The sequence below is a fragment of the Mycobacterium sp. Aquia_213 genome (assembly GCF_026625985.1).
In the GTDB taxonomy this organism is placed as follows: domain Bacteria; phylum Actinomycetota; class Actinomycetes; order Mycobacteriales; family Mycobacteriaceae; genus Mycobacterium.
Genome location: NZ_CP113116.1, coordinates 2308088 through 2334342 on the forward strand (window position 1 = coordinate 2308088; position 26255 = coordinate 2334342).

Annotated in this window: 26 protein-coding genes; 11 read left to right on the forward strand and 15 right to left on the reverse strand. The window is 68.5% G+C overall.

Going from position 1 to position 26255, the window contains the following annotated elements; translation table 11 throughout:
- Positions 1-165: 165 nt before the first annotated feature.
- Positions 166-582, forward strand: coding sequence for an RDD family protein (locus tag LMQ14_RS10815; RefSeq protein WP_267734734.1), 417 nt, complete (start codon positions 166-168; stop codon positions 580-582).
- Between the two features lie 6 nt (positions 583-588).
- On the opposite strand, the gene LMQ14_RS10820 is transcribed toward LMQ14_RS10815, so the two are convergent.
- From LMQ14_RS10820 to sucB, 6 genes are read right to left on the reverse strand one after another with little or no spacing between them, the layout of a single operon-like run.
- A complete protein-coding gene (locus LMQ14_RS10820) occupies positions 589-1341 on the reverse strand; it encodes a DUF4191 domain-containing protein (protein WP_267734735.1) in 753 nt (250 codons plus the stop codon).
- 32 nt (positions 1342-1373) lie between these two features.
- The gene (gene lipA / locus LMQ14_RS10825; RefSeq protein ID WP_267734736.1) at positions 1374-2312 is read right to left on the reverse strand and encodes a lipoyl synthase; all 939 of its coding nucleotides are present in this window, start codon (positions 2310-2312) and stop codon (positions 1374-1376) included.
- On the reverse strand, positions 2309-2998 hold the full coding sequence (gene lipB / locus LMQ14_RS10830) for a lipoyl(octanoyl) transferase LipB (protein ID WP_267734737.1): 690 nt from the start codon (positions 2996-2998) through the stop codon (positions 2309-2311). The genes lipA and lipB overlap by 4 nt, the downstream gene beginning before the upstream one ends.
- 11 nt (positions 2999-3009) lie before the next feature.
- Positions 3010-3909: an NAD(P)H-binding protein gene (locus LMQ14_RS10835; protein WP_267734738.1), complete on the reverse strand. Its 900-nt coding sequence runs from the start codon at positions 3907-3909 to the stop codon at positions 3010-3012.
- A gap of 2 nt (positions 3910-3911) precedes the next feature.
- Positions 3912-4823 (reverse strand): TIGR01777 family oxidoreductase, encoded by a 912-nt coding sequence (locus tag LMQ14_RS10840; RefSeq protein ID WP_267734739.1) that lies wholly within the window; start codon positions 4821-4823, stop codon positions 3912-3914.
- Between the two features lie 4 nt (positions 4824-4827).
- A complete protein-coding gene (gene sucB, locus LMQ14_RS10845; protein WP_267735443.1) occupies positions 4828-6627 on the reverse strand; it encodes a 2-oxoglutarate dehydrogenase, E2 component, dihydrolipoamide succinyltransferase in 1800 nt (599 codons plus the stop codon).
- Between the two features lie 199 nt (positions 6628-6826).
- Here sucB and LMQ14_RS10850 point away from each other — a divergent pair, with 199 nt between their 5' ends.
- Positions 6827-8593, forward strand: coding sequence for an SDR family oxidoreductase (locus tag LMQ14_RS10850; RefSeq protein WP_267734740.1), 1767 nt, complete (start codon positions 6827-6829; stop codon positions 8591-8593).
- 100 nt (positions 8594-8693) lie between these two features.
- On the opposite strand, the gene LMQ14_RS10855 is transcribed toward LMQ14_RS10850, so the two are convergent.
- A complete protein-coding gene (locus tag LMQ14_RS10855) occupies positions 8694-10241 on the reverse strand; it encodes a leucyl aminopeptidase (RefSeq protein ID WP_267734741.1) in 1548 nt (515 codons plus the stop codon).
- Between the two features lie 30 nt (positions 10242-10271).
- Positions 10272-11375: an adenylate/guanylate cyclase domain-containing protein gene (locus tag LMQ14_RS10860; RefSeq protein ID WP_267734742.1), complete on the reverse strand. Its 1104-nt coding sequence runs from the start codon at positions 11373-11375 to the stop codon at positions 10272-10274.
- 45 nt (positions 11376-11420) lie between these two features.
- On the opposite strand from LMQ14_RS10860, the gene gcvT reads away from it, so the two are divergent.
- Both gcvT and LMQ14_RS10870 read left to right on the forward strand, forming a co-directional pair.
- A complete protein-coding gene (gcvT, locus tag LMQ14_RS10865; RefSeq protein ID WP_267734743.1) occupies positions 11421-12524 on the forward strand; it encodes a glycine cleavage system aminomethyltransferase GcvT in 1104 nt (367 codons plus the stop codon).
- Positions 12525-12579: 55 nt separating this feature from the next.
- Positions 12580-13686, forward strand: a complete 1107-nt coding sequence (locus LMQ14_RS10870) for a branched-chain amino acid aminotransferase (RefSeq protein WP_267734744.1) — start codon at positions 12580-12582, stop codon at positions 13684-13686.
- On the opposite strand, the gene LMQ14_RS10875 is transcribed toward LMQ14_RS10870, so the two are convergent.
- The 4 genes from LMQ14_RS10875 to LMQ14_RS10890 are packed head-to-tail and all read right to left on the reverse strand — an operon-like array spanning position 13683 to position 16686.
- On the reverse strand, positions 13683-14435 hold the full coding sequence (locus tag LMQ14_RS10875; protein ID WP_267734745.1) for an adenosylcobinamide-GDP ribazoletransferase: 753 nt from the start codon (positions 14433-14435) through the stop codon (positions 13683-13685). The genes LMQ14_RS10870 and LMQ14_RS10875 overlap by 4 nt on opposite strands.
- Positions 14432-15493, reverse strand: coding sequence for a nicotinate-nucleotide--dimethylbenzimidazole phosphoribosyltransferase (gene cobT, locus LMQ14_RS10880; protein ID WP_267735444.1), 1062 nt, complete (start codon positions 15491-15493; stop codon positions 14432-14434). Before cobT ends, LMQ14_RS10875 begins: the two co-directional genes overlap by 4 nt.
- A complete protein-coding gene (locus tag LMQ14_RS10885) occupies positions 15490-16026 on the reverse strand; it encodes a bifunctional adenosylcobinamide kinase/adenosylcobinamide-phosphate guanylyltransferase (protein WP_267734746.1) in 537 nt (178 codons plus the stop codon). Before LMQ14_RS10885 ends, cobT begins: the two co-directional genes overlap by 4 nt.
- A gap of 27 nt (positions 16027-16053) precedes the next feature.
- Positions 16054-16686, reverse strand: a complete 633-nt coding sequence (locus LMQ14_RS10890; RefSeq protein WP_267734747.1) for a DUF3043 domain-containing protein — start codon at positions 16684-16686, stop codon at positions 16054-16056.
- A 246-nt stretch (positions 16687-16932) separates the two neighbouring features.
- Here LMQ14_RS10890 and LMQ14_RS10895 point away from each other — a divergent pair, with 246 nt between their 5' ends.
- Together LMQ14_RS10895 and LMQ14_RS10900 are read left to right on the forward strand one after the other, a co-directional pair.
- On the forward strand, positions 16933-18009 hold the full coding sequence (locus LMQ14_RS10895) for a glycerate kinase (RefSeq protein WP_267734748.1): 1077 nt from the start codon (positions 16933-16935) through the stop codon (positions 18007-18009).
- 70 nt (positions 18010-18079) lie between these two features.
- Positions 18080-18436 (forward strand): iron-sulfur cluster assembly accessory protein, encoded by a 357-nt coding sequence (locus LMQ14_RS10900; protein WP_267734749.1) that lies wholly within the window; start codon positions 18080-18082, stop codon positions 18434-18436.
- A 10-nt stretch (positions 18437-18446) separates the two neighbouring features.
- On the opposite strand, the gene LMQ14_RS10905 is transcribed toward LMQ14_RS10900, so the two are convergent.
- Entirely contained in the window at positions 18447-19115 is a 669-nt protein-coding gene (locus LMQ14_RS10905; RefSeq protein ID WP_267734750.1) for a hypothetical protein, read from the reverse strand.
- A gap of 194 nt (positions 19116-19309) precedes the next feature.
- Here LMQ14_RS10905 and LMQ14_RS10910 point away from each other — a divergent pair, with 194 nt between their 5' ends.
- Complete coding sequence (locus LMQ14_RS10910; RefSeq protein ID WP_267734751.1) at positions 19310-20284, forward strand: carbohydrate kinase family protein; 975 nt, start codon at positions 19310-19312, stop codon at positions 20282-20284.
- A 94-nt stretch (positions 20285-20378) separates the two neighbouring features.
- Here the strand turns inward: LMQ14_RS10910 and asnB are convergent, their stop codons facing one another.
- On the reverse strand, positions 20379-22328 hold the full coding sequence (gene asnB / locus LMQ14_RS10915; protein WP_267734752.1) for an asparagine synthase (glutamine-hydrolyzing): 1950 nt from the start codon (positions 22326-22328) through the stop codon (positions 20379-20381).
- Positions 22329-22482: 154 nt separating this feature from the next.
- Between asnB and LMQ14_RS10920 the strand changes: the two genes are divergently transcribed.
- The 4 genes from LMQ14_RS10920 (at position 22483) to LMQ14_RS10935 (ending at position 25785) form a co-directional block, all read left to right on the forward strand.
- Entirely contained in the window at positions 22483-23583 is a 1101-nt protein-coding gene (locus LMQ14_RS10920) for a cytochrome c oxidase subunit II (RefSeq protein ID WP_267734753.1), read from the forward strand.
- A gap of 8 nt (positions 23584-23591) precedes the next feature.
- Positions 23592-24011, forward strand: coding sequence for a cytochrome c oxidase subunit 4 (locus tag LMQ14_RS10925; RefSeq protein ID WP_267734754.1), 420 nt, complete (start codon positions 23592-23594; stop codon positions 24009-24011).
- 182 nt (positions 24012-24193) lie between these two features.
- Complete coding sequence (locus LMQ14_RS10930) at positions 24194-25153, forward strand: MmpS family transport accessory protein (RefSeq protein ID WP_267734755.1); 960 nt, start codon at positions 24194-24196, stop codon at positions 25151-25153.
- Complete coding sequence (locus tag LMQ14_RS10935; protein WP_267734756.1) at positions 25153-25785, forward strand: DUF2561 family protein; 633 nt, start codon at positions 25153-25155, stop codon at positions 25783-25785. Before LMQ14_RS10930 ends, LMQ14_RS10935 begins: the two co-directional genes overlap by 1 nt.
- A gap of 27 nt (positions 25786-25812) precedes the next feature.
- Here the strand turns inward: LMQ14_RS10935 and LMQ14_RS10940 are convergent, their stop codons facing one another.
- The gene (locus tag LMQ14_RS10940) at positions 25813-26046 is read right to left on the reverse strand and encodes a hypothetical protein (RefSeq protein WP_267735445.1); all 234 of its coding nucleotides are present in this window, start codon (positions 26044-26046) and stop codon (positions 25813-25815) included.
- Positions 26047-26255: the final 209 nt, after the last annotated feature.

Genomic DNA, 26255 nt, shown 5'->3' on the forward strand with positions numbered 1-26255 from the left:
CCCGCCCATCAACCCCGTGTTGCGCGGAGGTTACTTGACCACGCGTCCCACAGATCGGAGTGGAGCAACGGCGGGTTCTATTGTGAGGCCCATGGACGGCAAAAGCGTATCTGGTCGGCCCCACGGGCGCAGTAGCCTGTCCCGGCCAAACCCGCCGAAGGGGCGATGATGTCGGAGTCGCGCCCGGCATACCCCGGCGAGACGCTCGGTCTACCGAAGGACGGGTCGGGATCGCTGGCGTCGATGGGACGCCGCCTGGCGGCGTTGGCGGTCGACTGGCTGATTGCTTACGGTCTGGCAGCGCTGGCCATGGCGTTCGGCATGTTCTCCGAACGCATGCTGTCGACGGCAGTGCTGGTGATCTGGTTTCTGCTCGGCGTGGTGGCGGTGCGGCTGTACGGGTTCACCCCCGGTCAGCTGGCACTCGGACTCGAGGTAGTCGCGCTGGACGGGCGGCTCGGCGTGGGCCGGGTGGCGGCGCGCGGACTGCTGGTCGCCCTGGTGGTCCCGGCGTTGTTCACCGACTGGGACGGGCGGGGCATCCAGGACCGGGTGACCAACACGGCCGTGGTCCGGCGCTAGGGGTTCCTACTTGCGGCGCACGGTGCGCTGCACGCCCTTCATCTTGCCGGCGTTGGGCATCGGTCCCTTCGGCATCACGGCCGCACCGGCCCGCGATCCCAGCGCGGCCAACCGCGACTCCAGGGTGTCCATCTGCTTGACGCTGATATTGGCCGGAAGCCGGGTCAGGTGCCGCTCCAGCTTGGACAGCGGAACCTCACCGTCGCCGGTGCCGACGACGATGTCGTAGATCGGTATGTCGCCGATCAGCCGCGCGGTGCGCTTCTTCTCTTGGGCCAGCAGCGGTTTGACGCGGGTCGTCGAGCCCTCGCCGACAAAGATGACGCCCGGCCGGCCGATCACCCGGTGCACCGCGTCGAAGTGGCCGGTGGCCGCTACCCCCGGGGTGACCCGCCACTTGCCGCGCAGGTTGTCCAGCACCCAGGCCGCCGCACCGGTTTGCCCCTCGGCTTGGCGGTAGATCGACTTCTGGGCCCGGCGGCCGAAGATGATGAACGCCACCAGCGCGCCCAGCACCACGCCGAGCGGGATCAGGGTGAACATGGCGAACCCGCCGACCAGCACACCCACCGTCACCGAGACGGCCACGATCGCGATGAAGGCGCCGATCATGTAGGGGAGCAGGCGCTTGTCCTGTTTGCGCTGCACGTTGAACGCCTGCCACAGCTGGCCGCGGCGTTCCTTGGATGCCGCCTTGCGTTCCTTGGCCGCCGCTGCCCGGGCGGCCTTGTTCTCGGCGGTACTGCGGGACTTAGCCATAATCACCAAGGATACGAGGCGGCGGCCCCGAGTTACCCCAGGGCGTCCGAGGTGCGGCTGCGCACGGCCTGCTCGTAGAGCCGGCCGGCCCGGTACGACGAGCGCACCAGCGGCCCGGCCAGCACGCCCGCGAAGCCCAGCCCCTCGGCGTAGCGCGCGAACTCGTCGAACTCCTCGGGCTTCACCCAGCGCTGCACCGGGTGGTGGCGCGCCGACGGGCGCAGGTACTGAGTGACGGTGACGATGTCGCAGCCGGCGTCGTGCAGGTCGGCCAGGGCGGTGCGGACCTCGTCGGGCGTCTCGCCCAGGCCGAGGATCAGGTTGCTCTTGGTGACCAGCCCGACCTCGCGCGCGGCGGTGAGCACACCCAGGCTGCGCTGGTAGGTGAACGCGGGCCGGATCCGCTTGAAGATGCGCGGGACCGTTTCGACGTTGTGCGCGAACACTTCCGGGCGCGACTCGAAGACCTCCGCCAGGCGCGCGGGCTCGCCGTTGAAGTCGGGGGCCAGCAGCTCGACACCGGTCGACGGGTTGAGCTCCTTGATGGCGCGCACGGTTTCGGCGTACAGCCAAGCGCCGCCGTCGGGCAGGTCATCGCGGGCGACGCCGGTGACGGTGGCATAGCGCAGCCCCATCGCCTGCACGCTCTCGGCGACCCGGCGGGGCTCGTCGCGGTCCAGCTCGGCGGGCTTGCCGGTGTCGATCTGGCAGAAGTCGCAGCGGCGGGTGCACTGGTCGCCGCCGATCAGGAAGGTGGCCTCGCGGTCTTCCCAGCACTCGAAGATGTTGGGGCAGCCGGCCTCTTCGCAGACGGTGTGCAGGCCTTCCCGCTTCACCAGGCTTTTGAGCGCCGTGTACTCCGGTCCCATCCGGACCCGGGTCTTGATCCACGGTGGCTTGCGCTCGATCGGGGTCTGCGCGTTGCGCACTTCCAGCCGCAGCAATTTGCGGCCTTCGGGAGCGACAGTCACATCGCTGATGCTACGCGGGCGGCGTCGTGTGCCTGCACCGGTAAGACGCCGTCGAGGGCATCGCAGACGGCCGTGGCGACGGCCGCGCGGACCTCGTCGACGGTCACCGTGCGCCCGAGTTCGGCGGACAGCGACGTCACCCCGGCGTCGGTCAGGCCGCACGGCACGATGGCCGCGTATGCGTCCAGATCGCAGTCGCAGTTGAGCGCGAACCCGTGCAGCGCGGTCGCCCGCGAGACCCGGACGCCGATCGCGGCGATCTTGCGCGCGGGGCGGCCCGGCAGCCACACGCCGGAGCGGCCGTCGATCCGGCCGGCGTCCAGCCCTAGATCGCAACACACCTTGATCAGCGATTCTTCAAGGCGCCGAACGTAATTCACCACATCGAGGGGTTCGGCGAGGCCGATGATCGGGTAGCCGACCAACTGGCCCGGCCCGTGCCAGGTGATCTTGCCGCCGCGATCGGTGTCGACGACGGGCGTGCCGTCCACCGGTCGCTCGTGCGGCTCGGTGCGCCGTCCGGCGGTGTAGACCGCGGGGTGATCCAGCAGGAGCAGGGTGTCGTTGCCGCCGGCGAGCCTCGTGTCGGCCAGGTCGCGCTGCAGCCGCCAGGCGGTGCGATATTCGACCGTCCCCAGTTGGCGGACCTCGATCGCTGCCGTGCTGGACCGGATGGAACCCATCACGCTGGCCAACGCTACGCGAACAGCTGTGGGTTCGCCGCGACGTACTGCTCGACGCTCAGTGCGGGTTGGCCGGTGATCCGCTCGACGTCGTCGGTGGAGCGGTCGTAGCGGCCCGCGCGGTGCAGCTTCGCCATCGTGGCGAGGTGTTGCGCGACGTGTGCGGGCAGGCCCAGCGGCTGCAGAACCTCGGTGACCCAGGTGTCGTACGCGATGTCGGCGCCGGTGATCGGACGCTGCAATGCGCGCGCGTACGCCGCGGCCAGCCCGTCGACGTCCAGGCTTTCCGGGCCGGTCAACTCGTAGACGGCCCCGATGTGATCGGCCGGGTCCAACAGCACCGTGCTGACCACCCGGGCCACGTCACTGGCCGCGATCGGCGAGGTCCGGCCGGTCCCGAACGGCAGCACCAACAGATTCCGCTCGCGCAACGAGGGTGCGGCCAGCGAGGTGAAGATCGGATTGTCCAAAAACGCCGTCGGCCGGATGTGCACGGCCGGTACGCCCGACCAGTTCACCACGTGCTCGGCGAGCCAGTGCAGGCGATGCTGGCGCGACTCGTCGGTGCTTGTCAGCGTCATCTCCGACACCGTCATCTGCGACATGTTCACCAGCACGTCGAGGCGGCCCGACTCCAGCGCCGCCGCACATACCACCGCCGTCGCCTGCAGGTAGTCGGGCGAGACGCTCATCGAGAAGAACATCCGGTCGGCGCCGGCCATCGCGTCGACGACGTCGCGCGGCTCGGTCAGGTCGCCGACCACCACCTCGGCGCCCAACGCGCGCAGCGAGTCGGCTCGTGCGTCGTCGCGGTGCACCATCGCGCGCACCGGCTCGCCGCGGGACCGCAACTCCTCGACCACCGACCGGCTGACGCCGCCGATACCCCCACCCGCACCGGTAATCAAATACATGATCAGTCCTGATCGCGTCGGGCGGTGGCGTAGGCCAGCGCCTCGCCAATGGTGTTGTGGTGAAACTGAAAACCCGCGCGTTCCAGCGCGGACGGAATGGCGCGCTGGCCGGTCAGCAGCCCCTCGTCGGCGAACTCTCCGAGCGCGGCCCGCACCGCGAACGCCGGCAGCATCATCGGGGTCGGACGGTTGACCGCGCTGCCGAAGGCGGTGGTGAACTCGGCGTTGGTGACGGGCGCGGGCCCGGTCATGTTCACCGGGCCGGACAGCGACGGGTGGGCGATCGCGAACAGCAAGGCCCGCACCTCGTCTTCCAGGCTGATCCACGACATGTACTGACGGCCGCTGCCCAGCCGGGCGCCCAGGCCCACCGCGAATAGCGGGCGCATCCGGCGCAATGCTCCGCCCGCCGCGGCCATCACCAGGCCGGTGCGGGCCAGCACCACGCGGGCACCGCCATATTGGGCCGGCAGCGTCGCCGCCTCCCAGTCTTCGCAGAGGCGGGCAAGGAAACCCGCTCCCGCCCGGTCGTTTTCGTCGACCACGCGGTCTTTGGAGTTGCCGTAGTAGCCCACGGCGCTCGCGTTGATCAGGGTCTCGACGCCGGCGTCGGCGACCGCGGTGGCCAGCACCTCGGTCGGAGTGATCCGGCTATCGCGCAGGCTCTGTTTGAACGCGCCCGACCACCGGCGCCGGCCGACGTTGACTCCACACAGGTTGACGACGGCGTCGACTTCGGTGAGCGCGTCGGGATCGAATTCGCCGCTCTCCGGATTCCAGTGCAGCTCATCGGGATTCGCCGGTGTCCGGCGGACGATGCGCAACACCCGATGGTCGGCGGCGCGCAGAGCCGCAGCCAAGGCTGAGCCGATCAGGCCGGAGGAACCCGCGATCGCGACGACGGGCTTGGCCAACGTGCTAAAGCCCTAGGTCAGCCTCGAACGCTCCCTCTTCAAGCCGGTGCTTGATCGTGGTGAGGAATCGTCCGGCATCGGCCCCGTCGATCAGCCGATGGTCATAGGTCAGCGGCAGGTAGCAGATCGAGCGGACCCCGATCGATTCGTTGCCGCTCTCGTCGACCACCACCCGCGGGCGCTTCACGATCGCCCCGGTGCCAAGCATCGCGGCCTGCGGCGGAACCAGGATCGGGGTGTCGAACAACGCGCCCTGGCTGCCGATGTTGGTGATGGTGAAGGTGCCGCCGGACAACTCGTCCGGTTTCAGGTTGCCCGTCCGGGCACGCTCGGCGATGTCGGCGATCGCGCGGGCCAGCCCGGCCAGCGACAGGTCGCCGGCGTTGTGAACCACGGGGGAGAGCAGGCCCTGTTCGGTGTCGACGGCGAAACCGAGGTGCTCGGCGTCGTAGTAGGTGATCTCCTTGGAGTCCTCGTTGTAGCTCGCGTTGATGTTGGGGTGAATCTTCAGCGCGTCGATCACCGCCTTGGCGATGAACGGCAGGTAGGTCAGATTCACGCCCTCACGCTCGGCGAACGACGTCTTGGCCTTGGCCCGCAGCCCAACGATCTTGGTCATGTCGACCTCGTGGGTCTGGGTGAGCTGCGCGGTGGCCTGCAGGGATTCGCGGGTCTTCTTGGCGGTGATCTGCCGGATCCGGTTGGCCTTTTGCGTGGTGCCGCGCAGGTGGGCCAGCGCGGGCGCCGGAGTCGCCGCGGGCGCCTTGGCGGCCGGTGCGGCGGCAGCCGGCGCGGCCGCAGCGGGTGCCTTCGCGGCTTCTTTTTTCTTCTCGGCGGCGGCCAGCACGTCCTGCTTGCGGATGCGGCCACCGACGCCGGTGCCCTTGACCGCGGCAAGGTCGATGTTGTTTTCGGTGGCCAGTTTCCGCACCAGCGGGGTCACGTACGGACTGCCGTCACCCTGGGCCTCGGCCGCCGGCTGGGCCGGTGCGGCTTGCGGCGCCGGTGTCGGCTCGGGCTTGGGAGCGGGCGGGGCCTCCGGCGCGGGAGCGGGCTTGGGGGCCGGGGGCGCCTCGGCCTTGGGCTGCGGCGCCGGTTCGGGCTTGGGTTCGGGCTTGGGGGCCGGCGGCGGTGGGGCGGCCGCAGCGGAGCCGGTGCCGATCCGGGCCAGCTCGCCGCCGACCGCCACGGTGTCGTCCTCTTCGGCGGTGATGCTGACCAGGACTCCGGCCACCGGTGACGGAATCTCGGTGTCCACCTTGTCGGTGGAGACTTCCACCAGCGCCTCGTCTACCTGAACCGAATCGCCGACCTTCTTCAGCCAGCGAGTGACCGTGCCCTCGGTGACCGACTCGCCGAGCTCGGGCATCAGGACCGGGGTCGCGCTGCCGTTGCTGGAGCTCGGTGCGGCGGCCTGGGGTGCGGGCTCGGGCTGACGCTCGGGCTCCGGTTGGGCCTCGGACTCCGGTTGGGCCGCGGGCTCGGGCTCCGGCTCGGGGGCCGGTGCGGATTCGGCCGCCGGTTGGCTGGGCGCTTCGGCGGGCGCCGCTGAGGCGCCGTTTTCCGAGGCGTCACCGATGACGGCCAGCTCACCGCCGACCTCGACGGTGTCGTCCTCCTGGGCGACGATCTTGGTGAGCACTCCCGCGGCGGGCGACGGGATTTCGGTATCAACCTTGTCGGTCGACACCTCGACAAGCGGTTCGTCGAGCTCGACCGTGTCGCCCTCCTGCTTGAGCCAGCGGGTGACCGTCCCCTCGGTGACGCTCTCACCGAGTGCCGGCATTTGGACGGAGAAGGCCATGTCTTTTGACTCCTCGATTGCTCGTGGGTCGGCGCTGGTCGACATCTGACTTACCACACCGCGGTGTACTGCAAGTTGACGTCGAAACTATCCTGTCATTGCCTCTGCGTCGGCACGCATCCAGGGCTGACCCGATTGCTACGGTGTGCCGAATTGCCAGGGGGCGATCATCGCTAGATCGCGGGGAGGCGGAAGTTCGATGCCGGCAACACAGGAGTTCGTCGACAGCGCGGACGGTGTCCGCATCGCCGTCTACCAAGAAGGCAACCCCGACGGTCCCCCCGTCGTGCTGGTGCACGGGTGGCCCGATTCGCACGCGCTGTGGGACGGCGTCGTGCCGCTGTTGGCCGAGCGGTTCCGGATCATCCGCTACGACAACCGCGGAGTCGGGCTGTCGGGGACGCCCAAGAAGGTCTCCGCGTACACGATGGCGCATTTCGCCGACGACTTCGCGGCGGTGACAAGCGAACTGAGCCCCGGCCAGCCGGTGCACGTGCTGGCCCATGACTGGGGCTCGGTGGGTATCTGGGAGTACCTGAAGCGGCCCGGCGCCGGTGACCGGGTTGCCTCGTTCACGTCGGTGTCCGGCCCGAGCCACGAGCAACTCGTCGAATACATCTTCAGCGGTCTGCGCCAACCGTGGCGCCCGCGCAGGTTCGCCCGCTCGATCAGTCAGGCGCTGCGCCTGACCTACATGGTCTTCTTCTCGATCCCGGTGCTGGCGCCGCTGTTGATTCGGGCGGCGTTCTCGGTACGGGCGCTGCGGCGCAACGTCGTAGATAACATTCCCGATGAGCAGATCCATCACTCCGCCAACATTGCCACGGATGCTGCCAGCTCGGTTAAAACCTACCCCGCCAACTACTTTCGCTCGTTCTCCGTGCGCGGCCAGCCCATCCACATCGTCGATGTGCCGGTGCAGTTGATCGTCAACACGCGCGACAAGTACGTCCGGCCCTATGGCTACGACGAGACCGCGCGGTGGGTGCCGCGGCTGTGGCGGCGCGACATCCGGGCCGGGCACTTTTCGCCGATGTCGCACCCGCAGGTGATGGCGGCCGCGGTGCACGAATTCGCGGACCTGACCGACGGCAAAACGCCTTGCCGCGCGCTGCTGCGTGCGCAAGTGGGCCGTCCCCGCGGGGCGTTCGGCGACACGCTGGTGTCGGTCACCGGCGCCGGCAGCGGCATTGGGCGCGAGACCGCGTACGCCTTCGCGCGGGAAGGCGCCGAACTCGTCGTCAGCGACATCGACGAAGCCGCCGTCAAGCAGACCGCGGCCGAGATCACCGCACGCGGCGGCGTCGCGCACGCCTACGTGCTCGACGTGTCCGACACCGACGCGGTCGAGGCGTTCGCCGAACGGGTCAGCACCGAACACGGCGTGCCCGACATCGTGGTCAACAACGCGGGTATCGGGCAGGCCGGCCAGTTCCTGGACACCCCCGCCGAACAGTTCGACCGCGTCCTCGACGTCAACCTCGGCGGCGTGGTGAACGGCAGCCGGGCGTTCGGGCGGCTCCTGGTCGAGCGCGGCACCGGCGGGCACATCGTCAACGTGTCGTCGATGGCCGCCTACGCCCCGCTGCAGTCGCTGAACGCCTATTGCACCTCCAAAGCGGCGACCTACATGTTCTCCGACTGCCTGCGTGCCGAACTCGACGCCGCCAACGTCGGGCTGACCACGATCTGCCCGGGTGTCATCGACACGAACATCATCAACACCACCCGGTTCGACGCGCCCGCGGGCAAGCAGGGCGAGCAGGTCGACGGCCGGCGTGGTCAGCTGGGCAAGATGTTCGCGCTGCGCCGGTACGGCCCCGACAAGGTCGCCGACGCGATCTTGTCCTCGGTCCAGAAGAACAAGCCGATCCTCCCGGTGGCGCCGGAAGCCTATGCGCTGTATGGACTTTCGCGGCTGCTGCCGCAGGCCTTGCGCAGCACCGCGCGATTCCGGGTGATCTAGGCCGGCTCGCCCGCACGCCGCGTGCCGAGCGTGAAATTAGTTGCACGTTCGACGTCGAGCGTGAAGGTAGCGTCACACTCGAGCCGGCGTCGGGTCCGGCTCAGCCGTTCTCGGCGATGTCTTCCAGCACCGCGAACATGGTCCGGGTCGGCACGCCGGTGGAGCCCTTCGGCGAGTAGCCCCACGGGCTGCCGGTGTTGAAGGCCGGGCCCGCCACATCGATGTGCGCCCAACCCACGCCGTCGGCGACGAACTCGCGCAGGAACACCCCGGCCACCAGCATGCCGGCGAAGCGCTGCCCGCTGATGTTGGAAAGGTCGGCGACCGTGGACTTCAGGTCGTCCTTCAGCTCGTCCGGCAGTGGCATCGGCCAGCCGTTTTCGCCCACCCGCTGCGAGATCGCGGCGACCCGGTCGCGGAACTCGTCGCTGCCCATCACCCCGGGGATGCGGGCGCCCAGCGCCACCGTCTGCGCGCCGGTCAGCGTGGACGTCTCGATCAGATAGTCCGGGTCGTCCTCGCACGCACGCACGATCGCGTCGGCCAGGATGAGCCGGCCCTCGGCGTCGGTGTTCTGCACCTCGACGGTGATTCCGCCGTACTGGGTGAGCACGTCGCCGGGGCGCTGCGCCGTTGCCGACGGCATGTTCTCGGCCATCGGCACGGTCGCGATCACGTCGATCGGCAGCTCGAGCTGCGCGGCCAGCGTGACGGTCGCGATCACCGCGGCGGCACCGCCCATGTCCGAGGTCATGTAATGCATTGAGGCAGCGGGCTTGATCGAGATGCCGCCGGTGTCGAACGTGACGCCCTTGCCGACCAGCGCGACCTTTTTGGCCTGCTTCGCTTTCTTGGCCAGCTTCGAACCGCGGTGGATCAGCCGCACCAGCCGCGGGGGCCGCGACGAGCCCTGCCCGACGCCGACAATGCCGCCGTAGCCACCTTTTTGCAGCGCCTTGTCGTCGAGCACCTCGACTTCAAGGCCGACGGATTCCCCCAAAGCCTTTGCGCGCTTGGCGAATTCGGCGGGGAACAGGTGGCTCGGCGGAGTGTTGACGAAGTCGCGCGCGGTGGCGACCGCGGTCGCGACGGCAGCACCGTGCGCGGCCTGCTTCTTGGCCTCTTTCGCGGTGGCGAGCACGGTGATCTTGCTCAGGCCTTTGTCTTTGGGCGCCGTCTTGCCGCTGCGGAACGCGGTGAACCGGTAGCTGCCCAGGATCAGCCCCTCGACCGCGGCGGATGCGACGTCCTCGCCGGGCAGCTCGGCCAGCGTGGTGATCACGGCTTCGGCCGTGCCCAGCGAGCGCGCGGCCACACCGGCGGCGCGCCGGATGGTGTCGGCGGGCCATTCGGATCGCTCCTTACCCAGCCCGATCGTCAGCACGCTGGCCACCGGCAGCGCCGGCACCACCAGCCGATGGACCTGTTCGCTGCCGCCGGTGGCGTCCAGCGCAGCCAAGTCGGCCTCGATTTCGCCGATGGCGTCGTCGGACAGGAACGGCGTGGCCGACAGAACGACCGCGCCCGGGCGATCTTCGTCGCCGGTCGAGACGACCGGTATGACCAATACCGACGAACCCGCACCACGTTTCGGCAGCGTGGTGGTGACAGTGACAGCAGGAGCCTGGTAACCCGGTTCGGTACTCACGCGTAAACACCCTAGTCACCGGGGTGGGGATTAGCTCGGCAGCGTCCCCGCGTGCAGATCGAAGGCGGTGACCGGTTCCTCAAAACCCTTGAGCGTCAACGGGCCCTGGGCGACCGCGGGACAGTCCGGCAACTTGTCATGCAGCTCGGAGGTGGCCAGGATCTGCTCGGGCGCAGCTGCGGCCACAAGCCGGGCGGCCAGGTTGACCGGGTTGCCGAAGTAGTCGCCGTTGATGGCCACGACCGTGCCCCACGCCAGGCCGGCGCGGACCTGCAGTCCCTCCTCGCGCGCCGAAGGATGCTCGACGAGATCAACGGCCGCCCGCAGCAGCGCCTCGGGCGCCGAACTCACCCACATCACCTCGTCGCCGATGAACTTCACCACCCGCCCGCCGTCGGCGTGCACCACGTCGGAGACGGTGCCGGCGAACTCGTTGAGCATGTGCGACAACTCCGCCGGCGTCAGCGCCTGCGTCAACGCGGTGAAGCCGGACAGATCCGCGAAACCCACGCCGCACACCACCGCCGACGACGTGTCGCGCAGGACACCCTCGAAGTGCGTTCGAGCGCTGATCAGATGGTGGCGGTGCACGATGTCGATCAATGCACCGAGCCGCGGGATGAACTCGGCGACCGAGCGGTACGCCTGCGCGGTGGCGAGCTCGTCATGGGTGTGGGTCATTTGGATGTCCGGCGTCCCGGCGCGGATCATCGTCGCCTCGGCTTCAGCCAGCCGGGCCATTGCGGCGCCCAGCACCCGCAGCAGGCCGAAGGCGCCTTCCTGGCCGACTACCGTCTGGAGCGCGAGCCAGGTTGCCAGGGCGTCGACGTCGGCCTGGCTCAGCACCGGAATATCGGGACCGGCGACGGTCAGGCCGAGCAAGGTCCAGGCGCGCGCGACATCGTCGGCGGCGACCCCGAGTTCGGAGGCCGCGGTCTGCAACGTGTAGATCGGGCGGCCTGACCAGGACAGAACATCACCGGCGAGGCCGAACAGCCGGCCGCGGAGTTCGGCTTCCACCATCTCATCGACCGAGAAGCCAAGGTCGTCCAGATACTTGATCAGGTCGGCCCGTTCGCGCGCGTTCGCGACGCCGCCGGCCTCCAGCGCGTCGAAGTCCAGGGAATCGGACACCCACCCAAGTGTGCCAGGCAGGGGTGACGATTAGGGTCGGATGGCGTGAGCGATGCGCCGGAGCTACTCAAGGGACCACTGGAAGACCGCCATCGTGAATTGGGGGCCAGCTTCGCCGAGTTCGGTGGCTGGCTGATGCCGGTGTCGTATGCGGGCACCGTCAGCGAGCACAATGCGACGCGTAATGCGGTGGGCCTGTTCGACGTCAGCCACCTCGGCAAGGCGTTGATCCGTGGTCCGGGTGCCGCGCAGTTCGTCAACGCCGCACTGACCAACGACCTGGGCCGCATCGAGCCGGGCAAGGCGCAATACACGTTGTGCTGCACCGAATCCGGTGGCGTCATCGACGACCTGATCGCCTATTACGTCGACGACGACGAGATCTTTCTGGTGCCCAATGCCGCCAACACGGCCGCGGTGGTCGACGCGTTGCAAGCCGCCGCGCCCGTCGGCCTGACGATCACCAACGAGCACCGCTCCTATGCGGTGCTGGCGGTGCAGGGACCGCGATCAACCGACGTACTGGCCGAATTGGGGCTGCCGGCCGACATGGATTACATGGCCTACGCCGACGCCTCCTTCTCGGGAGTGCCGGTGCGGGTCTGCCGCACCGGCTACACCGGCGAACACGGCTACGAACTGCTGCCGCCCTGGGACACCGCGGGGGTGGTGTTCGACGCGCTGGTGACCGCGGTGTCCAATGCGGGCGGCGAACCTGCCGGTCTGGGCGCCCGTGACACCTTGCGCACCGAGATGGGCTACCCACTGCACGGGCACGAGCTGTCGCTCGACATCTCGCCGCTGCAGGCCCGATGCGGCTGGGCGATCGGCTGGAAGAAGGACGCGTTCTTCGGTCGTGACGCACTGCTGGCAGAGAAGTCGGCCGGACCGCGCCGGCTGCTGCGGGGTCTGCGGATGGTGGGCCGCGGTGTGCTGCGGCCCGAGCTGACGGTGCTGGCCGGGGATAAACCGGTCGGGCTCACCACATCCGGGACGTTTTCACCGACGTTGCAGGCCGGTATCGCGCTAGCGTTGATCGACACCGACGCCGGGGTCGAAGACGGCCAGCAAGTCACCGTCGACGTGCGCGGCCGCGCCGCGGAGTGCGAAGTAGTACGCCCGCCGTTCGTCGAGCTGAAAACCCGCTAGCCGCCGCAGCTTCACGCGGGAAAAACCCGTTGGTACGCGCATATACAATCGGCGCATGACGAGCGGCCTTCTCGAGTTCACCGTTCAACGCGCGTCTAATCCCGCTAGTGGTGCCGAACGCGACTCCATCCTGGCCGACCCCGGTTTCGGCAAGTTCTTCACCGACCACATGGTCTCGGTCGACTACGACGAGGGTCAGGGCTGGCACAACGCTCAGGTCATTCCGTACGGCCCGATCCAGCTGGATCCGTCGGCGATCGTGCTGCACTACGCGCAAGAAGTGTTCGAGGGGCTCAAGGCATACCGCTGGGCCGACGGGTCGGTCGTGTCATTTCGCCCGGACGCCAACGCCGCCCGGATGCGCGCGTCGGCCAAGCGGATCGCGATCCCCGAGCTGCCCGACGAGCTCTTCCTCGCGTCCCTGCGCCAGCTGATCGCTGTCGACAACGAATGGGTGCCCAAGGCGGGCGGCGAAGAGGCGCTGTATCTGCGGCCGTTCATCTTTGCGACGGAGCCGGGACTGGGAGTACGGCCGGCCAAGCACTACCGGTACCTGCTGATCGGTTCACCGGCCGGCGCGTATTTCAAAAACGGCATCAACCCCGTCGACGTCTGGGTGTCAACGGATTACGTGCGGGCCTGCCCCGGCGGTACCGGTGCGGCCAAGTTCGGCGGCAACTATGCCGCTTCGCTGGTGGCTCAGGCCGAGGCCGCGGAAAACGGTTGCGACCAAGTGGTTTGGCTCGATGCCGTCGAACGGCGCTTCGTCGAAGAGATGGGCGGCATGAACCTCTTCTTCGTGTTCGGCAGCGGCGGCACCTCGCGGCTGGTCACCCCGGAGCTGTCCGGCTCGCTGTTGCCCGGCATAACGCGGGATTCGTTGCTGCAGTTGGCAATTGATGCCGGATTCACGGTCGAAGAGCGCAAGATCGATATCGACGAATGGCAGAAGAAGGCGGCCGCGGGGGAGATCACCGAGGTATTCGCCTGCGGCACTGCGGCTGTCATCACGCCGGTCGGGCGGGTGAAGTACGCCGACAGCGAATTCACCATAGGCGACGGCGAGCCGGGTGAAGTGACGATGGCGCTGCGCGACACGCTGACCCGCATTCAGCGGGGGAGCTTCGCCGACACGCACGGCTGGATGTACCGGCTCGGCTAGCAGCGGACCAATGCCGCGAGTGTGACGGCGCTGACCGTCGTGGTCAGTTCGATTGCGGCGCCCAGCACGTCGCCGCTGATGCCGCCGAAGCGGCGCACGCAATGTCCGACCAGCAGCGCGCCGCAGCACAACGCCAACACCACCGCGGCCGGTCCCTGCCACGGTCGCGGACCCGCCAGCAGCGAAACCCCGAGCAGCACCACAACCCAGCCGGCCACGACGCCGACGGGTTGACTGCCGGCGACCTGGACGCCCAGGGCGCTACCGTCGGCCGCCGGCACCGAGCGGCGGCAGGCCAGCACGGCGCTCACCCGGCCGGCAGCGACCGCGACGACGATCGCGGCTAGCCCGTGCTGCCAGGTGGTGGCAAGCGCCGAAAATGCCAAGCCCTGCAACACGATCACCAGCACGACGGCCGCGACGCCGAAGGGTCCGGTCGACCCGTCGCGCATCACCGCCAGTGCGCGCGGCGGTGACCCGTAGCAGCCCAGCCCGTCGGCGGTATCGGCGACGCCGTCGATGTGCAGCCCGCGGGTGGCGAGCAAGAGTGCTGCCACCGCGAGCAATCCCGGCAGCGGGCTGGACGCACCGAAGGCCAGCGAGCCGCCCCAGGTGATACCCGCGGCCAGTGCTCCCAGGGCGGCGCCGACCACCGGCAGCGCGGTCATGGCGCCGCGGCCCATCGGGGCGCCGCTCGGTACGGGTAACACCGTTGTGAACACGAAAGCTGTTGCCAGCGAACGAATCACGGCGAAGGCAAGGTGCCGTCGGGCCGGGAGACACCGGCCTCGCTGAATGTCGCCATCGACGACAGGGTGGCCACCGCGGCGCGTAGCACCGGCAGAGCCAGCGTCGCGCCGCTGCCCTCGCCCAGCCGCATCCGCAGGTCCAGGATCGGGTCCAGCTCGAGCGCGGTCAGGGCCAGCGCATGACCCGGCTCGGTGGATCGGTGGCCGGCCTGCCACCACTGCCGCGCGCCCGGTGCCAGGCGTTCGGCGACCAGGGCGGCGGCCGTCACGGCCATGCCGTCGAGCAGCAGCGGGGTGCGCCGCACCGCGGCTTGTGCGCAAAAGCCGGCGATTGCGGCCAGATCCGCGCCGCCACAGCTGCGCAGCAATGCGACCGGGTCGGGCAACACCGGTCGCGTCCGGAACAACGCATCGCGGACCGCGGCCGTCTTGCGGGCCCATCCGGCATCGTCGATGCCGGATCCGAAGCCGACCACCGCGACCGGCTCGGCGTTCGTCAGCGCCGCGACCAGAACCGCCGCCGCGGTGGTGTTTCCGATGCCCAGGTCGCCGGCGATCAGCAGGTCGGCGCCCGCGTCGACCTCTTCGTCGGCGATGCGCTGGCCCGCCGCGATCGCGCCGGCCGTTTCCTCGTCGGTCAGCGCGTCCTGCACGGCGATGTCGCCGCTGGCGCGGCGCACCTTGTGGGCGCCGATCTGCTCCGAGAGCGGCTCGGCGTCCACCGCCAAGTCGGCGATGCGCACCGTCGCGTCCGCGATCGCGGCCAGCGTGTTGATCGCCGCGCCACCGGCGTCGATGTTGGCGACCATCTGGGCGGTCACTTCCGGTGGGTACGCGGATACCCCGGATTTGGCGACGCCGTGGTCGCCGGCGAAGACCACCACCCGGGCACGCTCGAATTGGCTTGGCGGGCAATGCCCCTGGCACGACGCGATCCAGACGGACAGGTCCTCGAGACGGCCCAGCGCGCCGCGCGGCTTGGTCAGGGTGTCCTGGCGCGCGCGGGCGGCCGCGGCGGCGGCCGCGTCGGGCGACGAGATCGGCGCGAATTCCATTATTTCCCTGACGGTTTGATCGATACCGGCTGGCCGGCCACCACCAACACCACCCGCTCGCACAGTGCCGCGACGCGTTGGTTGAGGGTGCCCAGTTCGTCGGCGAACCGGCGGCCGGATGCGGTCGCGGGCACCACCGTCAACCCGACCTCGGGACTGACGAGCACCAGCGTGGATTCAAACGCGCCGACGGCGCCGACCAGCTCGTCGACCGGGGCGGCCACCGATCCGTTCTCCCATGCCTGGTGGCGATCTAGCGTGCCGGTCAGCCAGGTGCCCAGGTCGTCGACGAGGGTCGGGGTATCCGGGGATTGGCGCAATTCGGTTGTGATGTCCTGGGTTTCGACTGTAGACCAGTGCGCGGGCCGACGATCGCGGTGTTTCGCGATTCGGTGTGCCCAGTCCGCGTCGTCCTGGCCGCCCGGCCCGGAGGCCAGGTATCGGACCGGCCGCCCGGGTGGCAGCGACGTGGTGATGGCCTCCTCGGCCCACTCGGATTTGCCCGACCTGATCCCGCCGAGCACCAGGGTGCGCACTGGGGTCAGGAAGCTTTCCGGCAACGGTTAGTCGACACTGGCGCCGCGCTCGACTTGGGGCCGGGGCGCCCGCATCCGGCGCATCTGGGTAGCCCGGCCTGCAGCGTAAAGGCCTATTTTCCAATGGCTTTCGGTGTTGGTCGGGAACTTGGCGTCGACCAGTTTGGCGACCTTGCGGCCCAGGATCAGGCCGTCGATGCCCATGATCGTGGTGATCACCAGCATCGCGGGAGAAATGTAGAGCTGCAGCTGCGGAACGCCGAACATGACGAACAGCAGCAACAGCGTCGACGGCATGAACAAGCCGAGCACGTTGCGTCGGGAATCGACCACGTCGCGCACGTAGCGGCGGATCGGACCCTGGTCGCGCGGCAGCAGGTACGCCTCGTCGCCGGCCATCATGCGTTCCCGGCGATCCGTCATCCGGGCCCGGCCCGCGGTGCGCTCGGCCTTGCGCTCCTCGCGGCTGAGCTTGGGGCCCGCCAGCGATTTGCGGCGGGCCCGAGCCTCTGCGGCGGTCATGGGTGCTGGGGCGACGGGACCCTTCTTCGCGTTGCGCCGGGCAGCTTCGCGCTTGGGGGTGGGCCGGCCCTTGGGGTCGGTTCTGCGTGCCGCGCGAGACGCCGCGTCCAAGGCCGCGTCGGACGCAGCCGGTGTCACGAGGTCCCCATCCGGGACTTCCGCATGGGTTTTCTTACGGCCCAACAACTTCACAACCGCCAGGTTACTTCGCGACCGGCCGGGTTCGGTGCATGGCCCCGCCAGGCATCGCGATAGCTCTGCGGTTGCACGTTACTTAGACCTACCCTTAACAGTGATGAACGGCTACGGGTGATGGATAACGGCTCGATGGCCTCGGACGATGTTGCCACTGGTCTTTCTCCGGGTCGTTTGCAATTGCCGGCTATGCGGGTGTTGGTGGCCCCGGATTGTTACGGCGACAGTCTTTCGGCGCTAGAGGCTGCCGCCGCCATCGCGACCGGCTGGGGTCGGTCCCGCCCGGGCGACCAGTTCATCGTCGCCCCGCAGTCCGATGGCGGCCCGGGTTTCATCGAGGTGCTGGCCAATCGGTTCGGAGAGAAGCGGCGCGTGGAAGTCGCCGGGCCGCTGGACACGGTGGTTTGTGCGGAGTGGGTCTGGGATCCGGAGACGGCGACCGCCTACCTGGAAATTGCCCAGGCCTGCGGCCTGGGACTGCTCGGCCGGCCGGCCGACCCGGAGACCGCGCTGGCGGCGCACAGCAGGGGAGTCGGACAGCTGATCGCCGAAGCGCTGCGGGCCGGGTCGAGGCGAATCGTGGTGGGGCTGGGCGGCAGCGCGTGCACCGACGGTGGGCAAGGCATGATCGCCGAGCTGGGCGGCCTGGAAGTCGCCCGGCACCAACTGGCCGACGTCGAGCTGATCGCCGCCTCGGACACCGAATATCCGCTGGTGGGACCCTGGGGCGCGGCCCGGGTGTTCGGGCCGCAGAAGGGCGCGGACACGGTGACCGTCGCGGCGCTGGAAGTTCGCCTCGAGGCGTGGGCGCTGCAACTGGAAGCGGTGGCCGGGCGCGACGTCAGCTCCGAGCCCGGGGCGGCCGCGGCCGGTGGTATCGGCGCGGGCCTGCTCGCGCTCGGGGGCCGCTGCGAGTCCGGTGCGGCGATCATCGCCGAGCACACCCATTTGGCCGATGACCTCGACATCGCCGAGCTGATCGTCACCGGTGAGGGCAAGTTCGACGAGCAGTCCCTGCACGGGAAGGTGGTCGGGCAGCTCGCGGCCGCGGCCGGCCCGCTGGGAATTCCGGTGATCGTGCTGGCCGGGCAGGTCGGCCTGGAGAAAACCGCGGTGCGCACGGCGGGCATCATGTCCGCGCTGTCCATGGCCGAGTACGCCGGTTCGGTGGGATTGGCGCTGGCCGACGCGGCAAATCAGCTGATGGGATTAGCGTCACAGGTGGCGGCACGACTCGGGAATAGCGGTCCTGCAAGGTACCGTTGAGGCAGTGGGTTTACCCCGCGTGGTTCGGGTGCCCGGGCACCCACCCAACAACAGGCATGTAGGAGAACTAATGACGGTGGAAAACGAGACGACCGCCAAGACTCACGGCGCCATCCTCACCGAGGCCGCCGCGATCAAGGCGAAGTCCCTGCTGGACCAGGAAGGCCGCGACGACCTGGCGCTGCGGATCGCGGTCCAGCCCGGCGGGTGCGCGGGGCTGCGTTACAACCTGTTCTTCGACGACCGGACGCTGGACGGTGACCTGGTCGCCGACTTCGGCGGCGTGAAGCTGACGGTGGACCGGATGAGCGCGCCCTACATCGAAGGCGCGTCGATCGACTTCGTCGACACCATCGAGAAGCAGGGCTTCACGATCGACAACCCCAACGCCACCGGCTCCTGCGCCTGCGGGGACTCCTTCAACTGACCCGCGAGGGCTAGTACGAGCCGCCGGTACGCAGCACGTACGAGCACACCAAGATGTCGCCGCGCTGGAATAGCAGCTGCGCGACGCCCTGGACCTGACCGCGCATCGGGCCGCCCACGGCAGGCGATACCTGCATCGTGAACAGCACCTGAGCCTGGTACTGCGACAGATACACGATCTTGTCGATCGAGGTCAGCTGAACCTGCGAAAACTGCTTGCGGAACGCGTCGCTGCTCAACTTGGCCAGCGCCTGGTCGGACCTACGGTCCTTCACGCCGTCGTAGAGGCCGCATAGCGCGTTGCGGGCGATCTCGTCGGTGTTGCGGTTCTCCAGCGCGTCCAGGTAGCCCTGAATCGCGGTTTTGGCCGAGGCTTCGGAGAATGCGGCCCCGGTGTTCGCACCGTTGGTACGGACGCCGTACACGATCGCTGCCGTCATCGCGGCGACGAGTGCGACGGCCGCCAGCACCCCGATGATCATGCGTCGCGGCGAGCGCCGCTTCGGATAGCCCGGTGGCGGCGTCGGGCCGAGGTAGGCGCCCGGCGGAGGTTCGTTGCCCGGCCTGGGCGCGAAGGCCGTGTCGCCGACCGGCAGGTCGTGCGGGAAGTCGACCGGCTCGGTGTAGGGCACGGGTCCGTCGCCGCCGACACCGTGGTTCGGCGAGTGCGGACCGCCCATGGTGGTTCTCCTACGGTGGTAGACACCGACCTCGAGCGGGTACCGCCCGAGTATTCGGTCCCGGCGACTTGAGTGAGTTCCCTAGGGAGGCTAGCGCACGCCCTTTCGCGGACTGCGGACGCTGGCGGTGTCTGCCGGGCGGTCGAAACGCGTGGGTAGGCTGGACGCGCTTACCAATGAAGGATGGAGATTTCGTGACGATCGCGGTGACCGGTTCGATTGCGACCGATAATCTGATGCGTTTTCCCGGCCGGTTTTCCGAGCACCTGCTGGCCGAGCATCTGCAGAAGGTTTCGCTCAGCTTCCTGGTCGACGACCTGGTGATTCATCGTGGCGGCGTGGCGGGCAACATCGCCTTCGCCATCGGCGTGCTCGGCGGTGACGTCGCGCTAATCGGCGCGGCCGGCGACGACTTCGGCGAATACCGCGAATGGCTGGAGCGCCACGGCGTCAACTGCGAAAACGTGCTGATCTCCAAGACCGCGCACACCGCCCGGTTCACCTGCACCACCGACGAGGACATGGCCCAGATCGCGTCGTTCTACCCGGGCGCCATGTCGGAGGCCCGCAACATCAAGCTCGCCGACCTGGTGTCCTCGCTCGGCAAGCCCGACCTGGTGATCATCGGGGCGAACGACCCCGAGGCGATGGTCGTGCACACCGAAGAGGCCCGCAAGCTCGGCCTGCCCTTCGCCGCCGACCCGTCCCAGCAGTTGCCCCGTCTGTCCGGTGAGGAGATCGACAAGCTCGTCGACGGCGCGGAGTACCTGTTCAGCAACGACTACGAGTGGGAACTGATCCAGTCAAAGACCGGCTGGTCGGAAGCCGACGTGCAGCAGAAGGTCGGCCTGCGGGTGACGACGCTGGGCGCCAAGGGTGTCGACATCGTCGACCGTGACGGCACCACCGTCCACGTCGACGTGGTGCCCGAGCTCAGCCAGACCGACCCCACCGGTGTCGGCGACGCGTTCCGGGCCGGCTTCCTCACCGGGCGAAGCGCCGGGCTGAGCCTGGAGCGTGCGGCCCAGCTGGGCTCGCTGGTGGCGGTGCTGGTGCTGGAGTCGACCGGGACCCAGGAGTGGACCTGGGACAGCGATGTCGCCAAGACCCGGCTGGCGGATGCCTACGGCGACGAGGCCGCCGCCGAGATCGCCGCGGTGCTCGCCTAGCCGGGCAAATGCCTAGCCGGCGCCTTGAGTGTGAACCCACGGCGGCGAGTGTGCACCTATGGCGCCCACGTTTCACACTCGACCGAACCACACGCTAGAGCTGCACGGGGTACACCGGTTCGCTGATCTGGGGCACCACAGTGTGCTCGACGAAGATCGCGTGCCACAGCATGAAGATCAGCACCGTCCATAGCCGGCGGCTGTGATCGCTGACGCCGCTTCGGTGTTCGTCGAGCATCCGGCGGACGGCGGCGGTGTCGACGAGGTGGCCGGCCTGCGAGGCGTCCACCATCGCGTAGGCCCATTCCAGCAATTCGCCGGCGCGCAGCCAATGCCGGATGGGCACCGGGAATCCGAGCTTGGGCCGGTGCAGCACGTGGGCGGGGACGATGGGTTCCAACGCCCGGCGCAGCGCGTATTTCGTGGTCGTGCGGGTGATCTTCGCCTCGACGGGTAGCCGGGACGCGACGGCGAACACCTCCGGATCCAGGAACGGCACCCGAAGCTCCAGCGAGTTGGCCATCGTCATCTTGTCGGCCTTGACCAGAATGTCGCCGCGCAGCCAGGTGAACAGGTCGACATGCTGCATCCGGGCCACCGGATCCCAGCCCGTCGATTCGGCGTACACCGGAGCCGTCACATCGGTATGCGTCCACTCCGCGCGGAACCCGGCCAGCACGTCGCGCAGCTGCGCATCCGAGAAGCTGCGGGCGTTGCCGTAGTAGCGCTCCTCAAGGGTCAGCGAACCACGATGCAGCAGGCTCTTGCCCCGCATGCCCTCCGGAAGTGGCTTGGAGACCTTGCCCATGGAACGTCGTAGCGGCCGCGGCAAATAGCCAAAGGGCTTCAGCGACAACGGCTCTCGGTAGATCGTGTAGCCGCCGAAGAGCTCGTCGGCACCCTCGCCGGAGAGCACCACCTTGACGTGCTTGCGGGCCTCGCGGGCGACGAAGAACAGCGGGACCAGCGCGGGGTCGGCAACCGGCTCGTCGAGGTACCAGACGATCTCGGGCAGGGCGGCGACGAACTCGCCCGCGCTGACCACCTTGGCGATGTGGCGGGCACCGATCGCCTCGGCCGAGGCCACCGCGACGTCGATCTCGGAGAATCCCTCGCGCTCGAATCCGGTGGTGAACGTGATCAGCCGGGGGTTGTGCCGGATCGCCAGCGCCGCGATCGCGGTGGAGTCGATGCCGCCGGACAGGAACGCGCCGACGGTCACGTCGGCCCGCATGTGCTTGGCCACCGAGTCCTCGAGCACCGCGGTGATCTCGTCATAGCGGGCCTGCTCGGTGTCGCGGGTCAACGGCACCGCGGCGAACCGCGGCACGAAATACCGGGTGACCTGCGGCGGTGACCCGGGCCGGATGCGGGCGTAGCAGCCCGATTCAAGCCGGCGCACCCCGCGGTGCAGCGTCTCGGGCTCGGGCACGTACTGCAGCACCGTGTAGTGCTGGATGGCCCGGGTGTCGATCGCGGTGTCGAACCCCACCAGATCGACGAGATCGAGCAGGCATTTCTTCTCGCTGGCCACCGCCGTGCCGCCGGCGCCGGTCGCCATGAACAGCGGCTTGATACCGAAAGGGTCACGGGCGCAGAACAATTCGCGGGTGACGGTGTCCCACAGTGCGAAGGCGAACATGCCGCGCAGCCGCGTCAACACCTCGGCGCCCCAGTGGTGGTAGCCGGCGACGATGGCCTCGCCGTCACCGTCGGTGGCGAACGCGGCGCCGTGCTGGGCGGTCAGTTCGTCGCGCAGCTCGAGGTAGTTGTAGATCTCGCCGTTGAACACCAGGACGTAGCGGTCCGGCGCCTCGGGCGGACCCCAGCGCAGCGGCTGATGCGAATGCGCGATGTCGATGAAGGACAGCCGGTTGAAGCCGAACACCACCGCGCCGTCGGCGTCCGGGTCGAACAACCCGCCGGGCTCGTCGGGCCCGCGGTGCCGCATCAGGCGCAACGAGCGGGCGATCGCGCCGTCCGCCCGGGCCGCGTCCGTCTCGACGCCGCCCGGGTCGGCGACAAAGGCCAGCAGTCCACACACGGCGCCCCAGTATGCCGCACTTCGGCGATGCTTGGGGGCGCCGCACCGGGCCGGTCGCGACGACGCGGCGGCCGACCCGTCGGGGTTTAGTCGCCGGGCTGAGCGGCGTGGTCTACGCTGCGTAGTATTCGACATTCGAGCAGGAGGCGCCAACGTGACACCCGGCGGGCAGTTCCGTTCGCAGCGTTTGTCGCAGGCCATATTTCAGCGCCGTTCGCCAGACGCACCCAGGGGTCTTTCCCGTCGTCTTCGACCGCTGGCGCTGGCGGGGACGCTGGGACTACTGGCGGTCACCCTCAGCGGATGTAGCTGGCAGACGGTGTTTGCTCTGGGCTGGCCCGAGGGCATCACGCCGCAGGCCCACCTGAACCGGGAGCTGTGGATCGGCGCGGTGATCGCTTCGCTGGTCGTCGGGGTCATCGTGTGGGGCCTGATCTTCTGGTCGGCGGCGTTCCACCGGAAGAAGGCAACGGACACCGAACTGCCCCGCCAGTTCGGCTACAACATGCCGCTCGAGCTGGTGCTGACGGTGACGCCATTCCTGATCATCTCGGTGCTCTTCTACTTCACCGTCGTGGTGCAGGAGCGGATGCTGCACCTGGACAAGAACCCCGAGGTTGTGATCGACGTCACGGCCTTCCAGTGGAATTGGAAGTTCGGCTATCAGCGCGTCAACTTCAAGGACGGCACGCTGAGCTACGACGGCGCGGATGAGGCCCGCAAGAAGGCGATGGTCTCCAAGCCCGAGGGCAAGGACGAGCACGGCGAGGAGCGCGTCGGGCCGGTGCACGGGATCAACACCGAGGACCGGACCTACCTGAACTTCGACAAGGTCGAAACCCTTGGCACCCCCCAAGAAATTCCGGTGCTGGTGCTGCCGGCTGGCAAGCGCATCGAATTCGTACTGAATTCAGCCGATGTCATCCACGCTTTCTGGGTGCCGGAATTCCTCTTCAAGCGCGACGTGATGGCGTATCCCAAGCAAAACAACTCGGTCAACGTGTTCCAGGTCGAAGAGATCACCAAGACCGGGGCGTTTGTCGGCCACTGCGCGGAGATGTGCGGCACGTATCACTCGATGATGAACTTCGAGGTCCGAGTCGTTGAGCCCAACGACTTCAAGGCTTATTTGCAGCAACGGGTCGACGGAAAGACGAACGCCCAAGCGTTGCAGGCGATCGCCCAGTCTCCGTTAGCGGTGACCACTCATCCGTTTGACACTCGCCGCGGCGAACTGACCCAACCAGTAGGTTAGGAGACGCAATGCACATCGAAGCGAGGCTGTTCGAATTCTGCGCCGCGTTCTTCGTCTTCTGCGCGGTGCTCTACGGCGTGCTGACCGCGCTGTACGCCACCGGCGGCGAGGAGTGGGCCGGCACCACCGCGTTGGCGCTGACCGGCGGTTTGGCGTTGATCACCGCCACCTTCTTCCGGTTCGTGGCCCGTCGCCTCGACACCCGGCCCGAGGACTACGAGGGCGCTGAAATCAGCGACGGTGCAGGGGAATTGGGATTCTTCGCCCCGCACAGCTGGTGGCCCCTGCTGCTCGCGTTGTCGGGCTCGGTGGCCGCGGTCGGTATCGCGCTGTGGTTGCCCTGGCTGATCGTTGCCGGTGTTGTGTTCATCCTTTCTTCGGCCGCCGGATTGGTCTTTGAGTACTACGTGGGCCCCGAGAAGCACTGATTTGCGTCTCAAAGGTAACAATCCGGGCATCAGTTGAGCCGTCGCCCGTTTGCCAAGACTTCTTTGCGCTACTCGGTTCGGTAGGGTTTGCGCAGGCACATGAGAATCTCTCGAGCGAGCGCGACACGAGGTACCCCTGAAGCCCCGTGCGCAGGTGATGCAGTTGGGCAGGGCAGGTAGACATGAGCGGGCCGAAACCCCCGGGATGGGAACCCGACGAATCCGATTCCGCCAGTGAGCTCGAGCACGAACCGAATTCCGGCAGCGAGCCCGGCGACGAATTCGACGAGCACGACGACGAATTGCAGGCCGGTCGGGAACTCGAACCCTTCGGCGACAGCGGCGCAATACCGGCGGCAGACCGGACCGGCGAGACGGACGCATATTCGCGTGCGTACTCGGCCCCGGAGTCCGAGCATTTCCTCAGCGGCCCGTATGTGCCGGCCGATCTGGGGCTCTACGACTACGAGAGCTACGACGACTCATCCGACGACGACGATGACGACGACGGCACCCCACGCTGGCCGTGGGTGGTCGGCGTGGCCGCCATCGTGGCCGCGATCGCGCTGGTGGTCTCGGTGTCACTGCTGTTCGCGCGCACCGATACCAATCAACTTGCCAACCCGGGCACCAGCACCTCGTCCACCGCGCCGGTGCAGGACGAAATCACCACGACCAAGCCGCCACCCCCGCCGCCCACCACCGAACCGCCGCCGCCGCCCCCGACAGCTACGGAGACCCAGACTGTGACGGTGACGCCACCGCCTCCTCCGCCGCCGCCGCCACCCGCACCGACCACCGCGCCGCCGGCCAGCACGTCGGCAACCGCGGCCCCGCCTCCGCCGCCACCGCCGCCGACGACACCGGCCGGTCCACGCCAGGTCACCTATTCGGTGACCGGCACCAAAGCGCCGGGCGACATCATCTCGGTGACCTACGTCGACGCATCCGGCCGCTCACGCACCCAGCACAACGTGTACATCCCCTGGTCGATGACGGTCACTCCGATCTCGCAATCCGACGTCGGCTCCGTCCAGGCGTCCAGTCTTTTCCGGGTCAGCAGGCTCAATTGCTCGATCACCACCAGCGACGGGACGGTGCTGTCGTCGAACAACACCGACCAACCGCAGACGAGTTGCTGATGGTCAGCAGATACTCCGCGTATCGACGCGGGTCCGACACCGTGCCGCCGGATGTCATCGATCGACTCCTGCTGGGCGCGTGCGCCGCGATCTGGCTGCTGCTGCTGGGCGTCAGCGTCGCCGCTGCCGTCGCGCTGGCCGACCTGGGCCGGGGCTTCCACAGCGCGGCCACCAACACGCACAGCACGCCGTGGGTGTTGTACGCCGTCATCATCGTGTCCGCGTTGATCATCGCCGGGGCCGTCCCGGTGCTGCTGCGGGCCCGCCGGATGACCAAGGCCGAACCTCCGGTGGTCCGCTCGACGGCCCTGCAGGGACGTGCACCGACCCGGCAGTCCGCCACCCGCACCGTGGTCGAGCGGGTGCGTCCGCAGCGTGCCCAGGCAGCCGGGGCGGCCGGGGAGTGGTCCGGTGAGGCCGTGGACCGAATCTGGCTGCGCGGCACCGTCGTCTTGACCGGCACGATGGGCATCGCGCTGATCGCCGTTGCCGCCGCGACCTACTCGATGGCCGTCGGGCATGACGGCCCGTCCTGGGTCGGCTACGGGCTGGCCGGGGCCGTCACCGCGGCGATGCCGGCGGTCGAATGGCTCTTTGTGCGGCAGCTACGCCGCGAGGTCGCCGCGAGCTGAGCCAGGGCCCGCTGGCGCCCGCCGCCGTCACGACGCCTTGGCGTACCTGCGGACCAACTCGTGCTCCCGGAACGTGCTGGTGTGCTGCAGGCCGCCGTCGTCACGGCAGAAAAAGGTCCATCTGCCCGGGCTTTTCTGCGGGGCGCCGATCATTTTGACCGTGTAGCGCTGAGTGGTGGGGAGCATCGTGCCGATGATGTCACCGACCCGAATCTTGGAGGGATGAATCTCGGGTGCGTCGGTCCAGTCTTGTATCGCCATCATTTGGCCATCCCCACTTCCGTTGCCCTAAGACTACGTGGAATACCGCGATCCGCGTGCGTTACCGACGTGCGTTACCGATAGGCGGCTCGTACCGGCCTACCGGTGGCGTAGCGTCACGCGTGAGTTTTGTTTTCGTTGTCAGCGGGTGCACACCCCCATCGGCGCGGATGACACCTACTCCGCCGCCCCGCAGCCGTGCGGGCGAT

Coding starts and splice junctions, on each gene's coding strand:
- LMQ14_RS10815 (WP_267734734.1), top strand. CDS start 166: ATGATGTCGGAGTCGCGCCCGGCATACCCCGGCGAGACGCTCGGTCTA.
- LMQ14_RS10850 (WP_267734740.1), top strand. CDS start 6,827: ATGCCGGCAACACAGGAGTTCGTCGACAGCGCGGACGGTGTCCGCATC.
- LMQ14_RS10820 (WP_267734735.1), bottom strand. CDS start 1,341: ATGGCTAAGTCCCGCAGTACCGCCGAGAACAAGGCCGCCCGGGCAGCG.
- LMQ14_RS10905 (WP_267734750.1), bottom strand. CDS start 19,115: ATGGGCGGTCCGCACTCGCCGAACCACGGTGTCGGCGGCGACGGACCC.
- LMQ14_RS10925 (WP_267734754.1), top strand. CDS start 23,592: ATGCACATCGAAGCGAGGCTGTTCGAATTCTGCGCCGCGTTCTTCGTC.
- LMQ14_RS10895 (WP_267734748.1), top strand. CDS start 16,933: ATGCGGGTGTTGGTGGCCCCGGATTGTTACGGCGACAGTCTTTCGGCG.
- sucB (WP_267735443.1), bottom strand. CDS start 6,627: ATGGCCTTCTCCGTCCAAATGCCGGCACTCGGTGAGAGCGTCACCGAG.
- LMQ14_RS10900 (WP_267734749.1), top strand. CDS start 18,080: ATGACGGTGGAAAACGAGACGACCGCCAAGACTCACGGCGCCATCCTC.
- LMQ14_RS10940 (WP_267735445.1), bottom strand. CDS start 26,046: ATGGCGATACAAGACTGGACCGACGCACCCGAGATTCATCCCTCCAAG.
- LMQ14_RS10835 (WP_267734738.1), bottom strand. CDS start 3,909: ATGTATTTGATTACCGGTGCGGGTGGGGGTATCGGCGGCGTCAGCCGG.
- LMQ14_RS10870 (WP_267734744.1), top strand. CDS start 12,580: ATGACGAGCGGCCTTCTCGAGTTCACCGTTCAACGCGCGTCTAATCCC.
- LMQ14_RS10935 (WP_267734756.1), top strand. CDS start 25,153: ATGGTCAGCAGATACTCCGCGTATCGACGCGGGTCCGACACCGTGCCG.
- LMQ14_RS10930 (WP_267734755.1), top strand. CDS start 24,194: ATGAGCGGGCCGAAACCCCCGGGATGGGAACCCGACGAATCCGATTCC.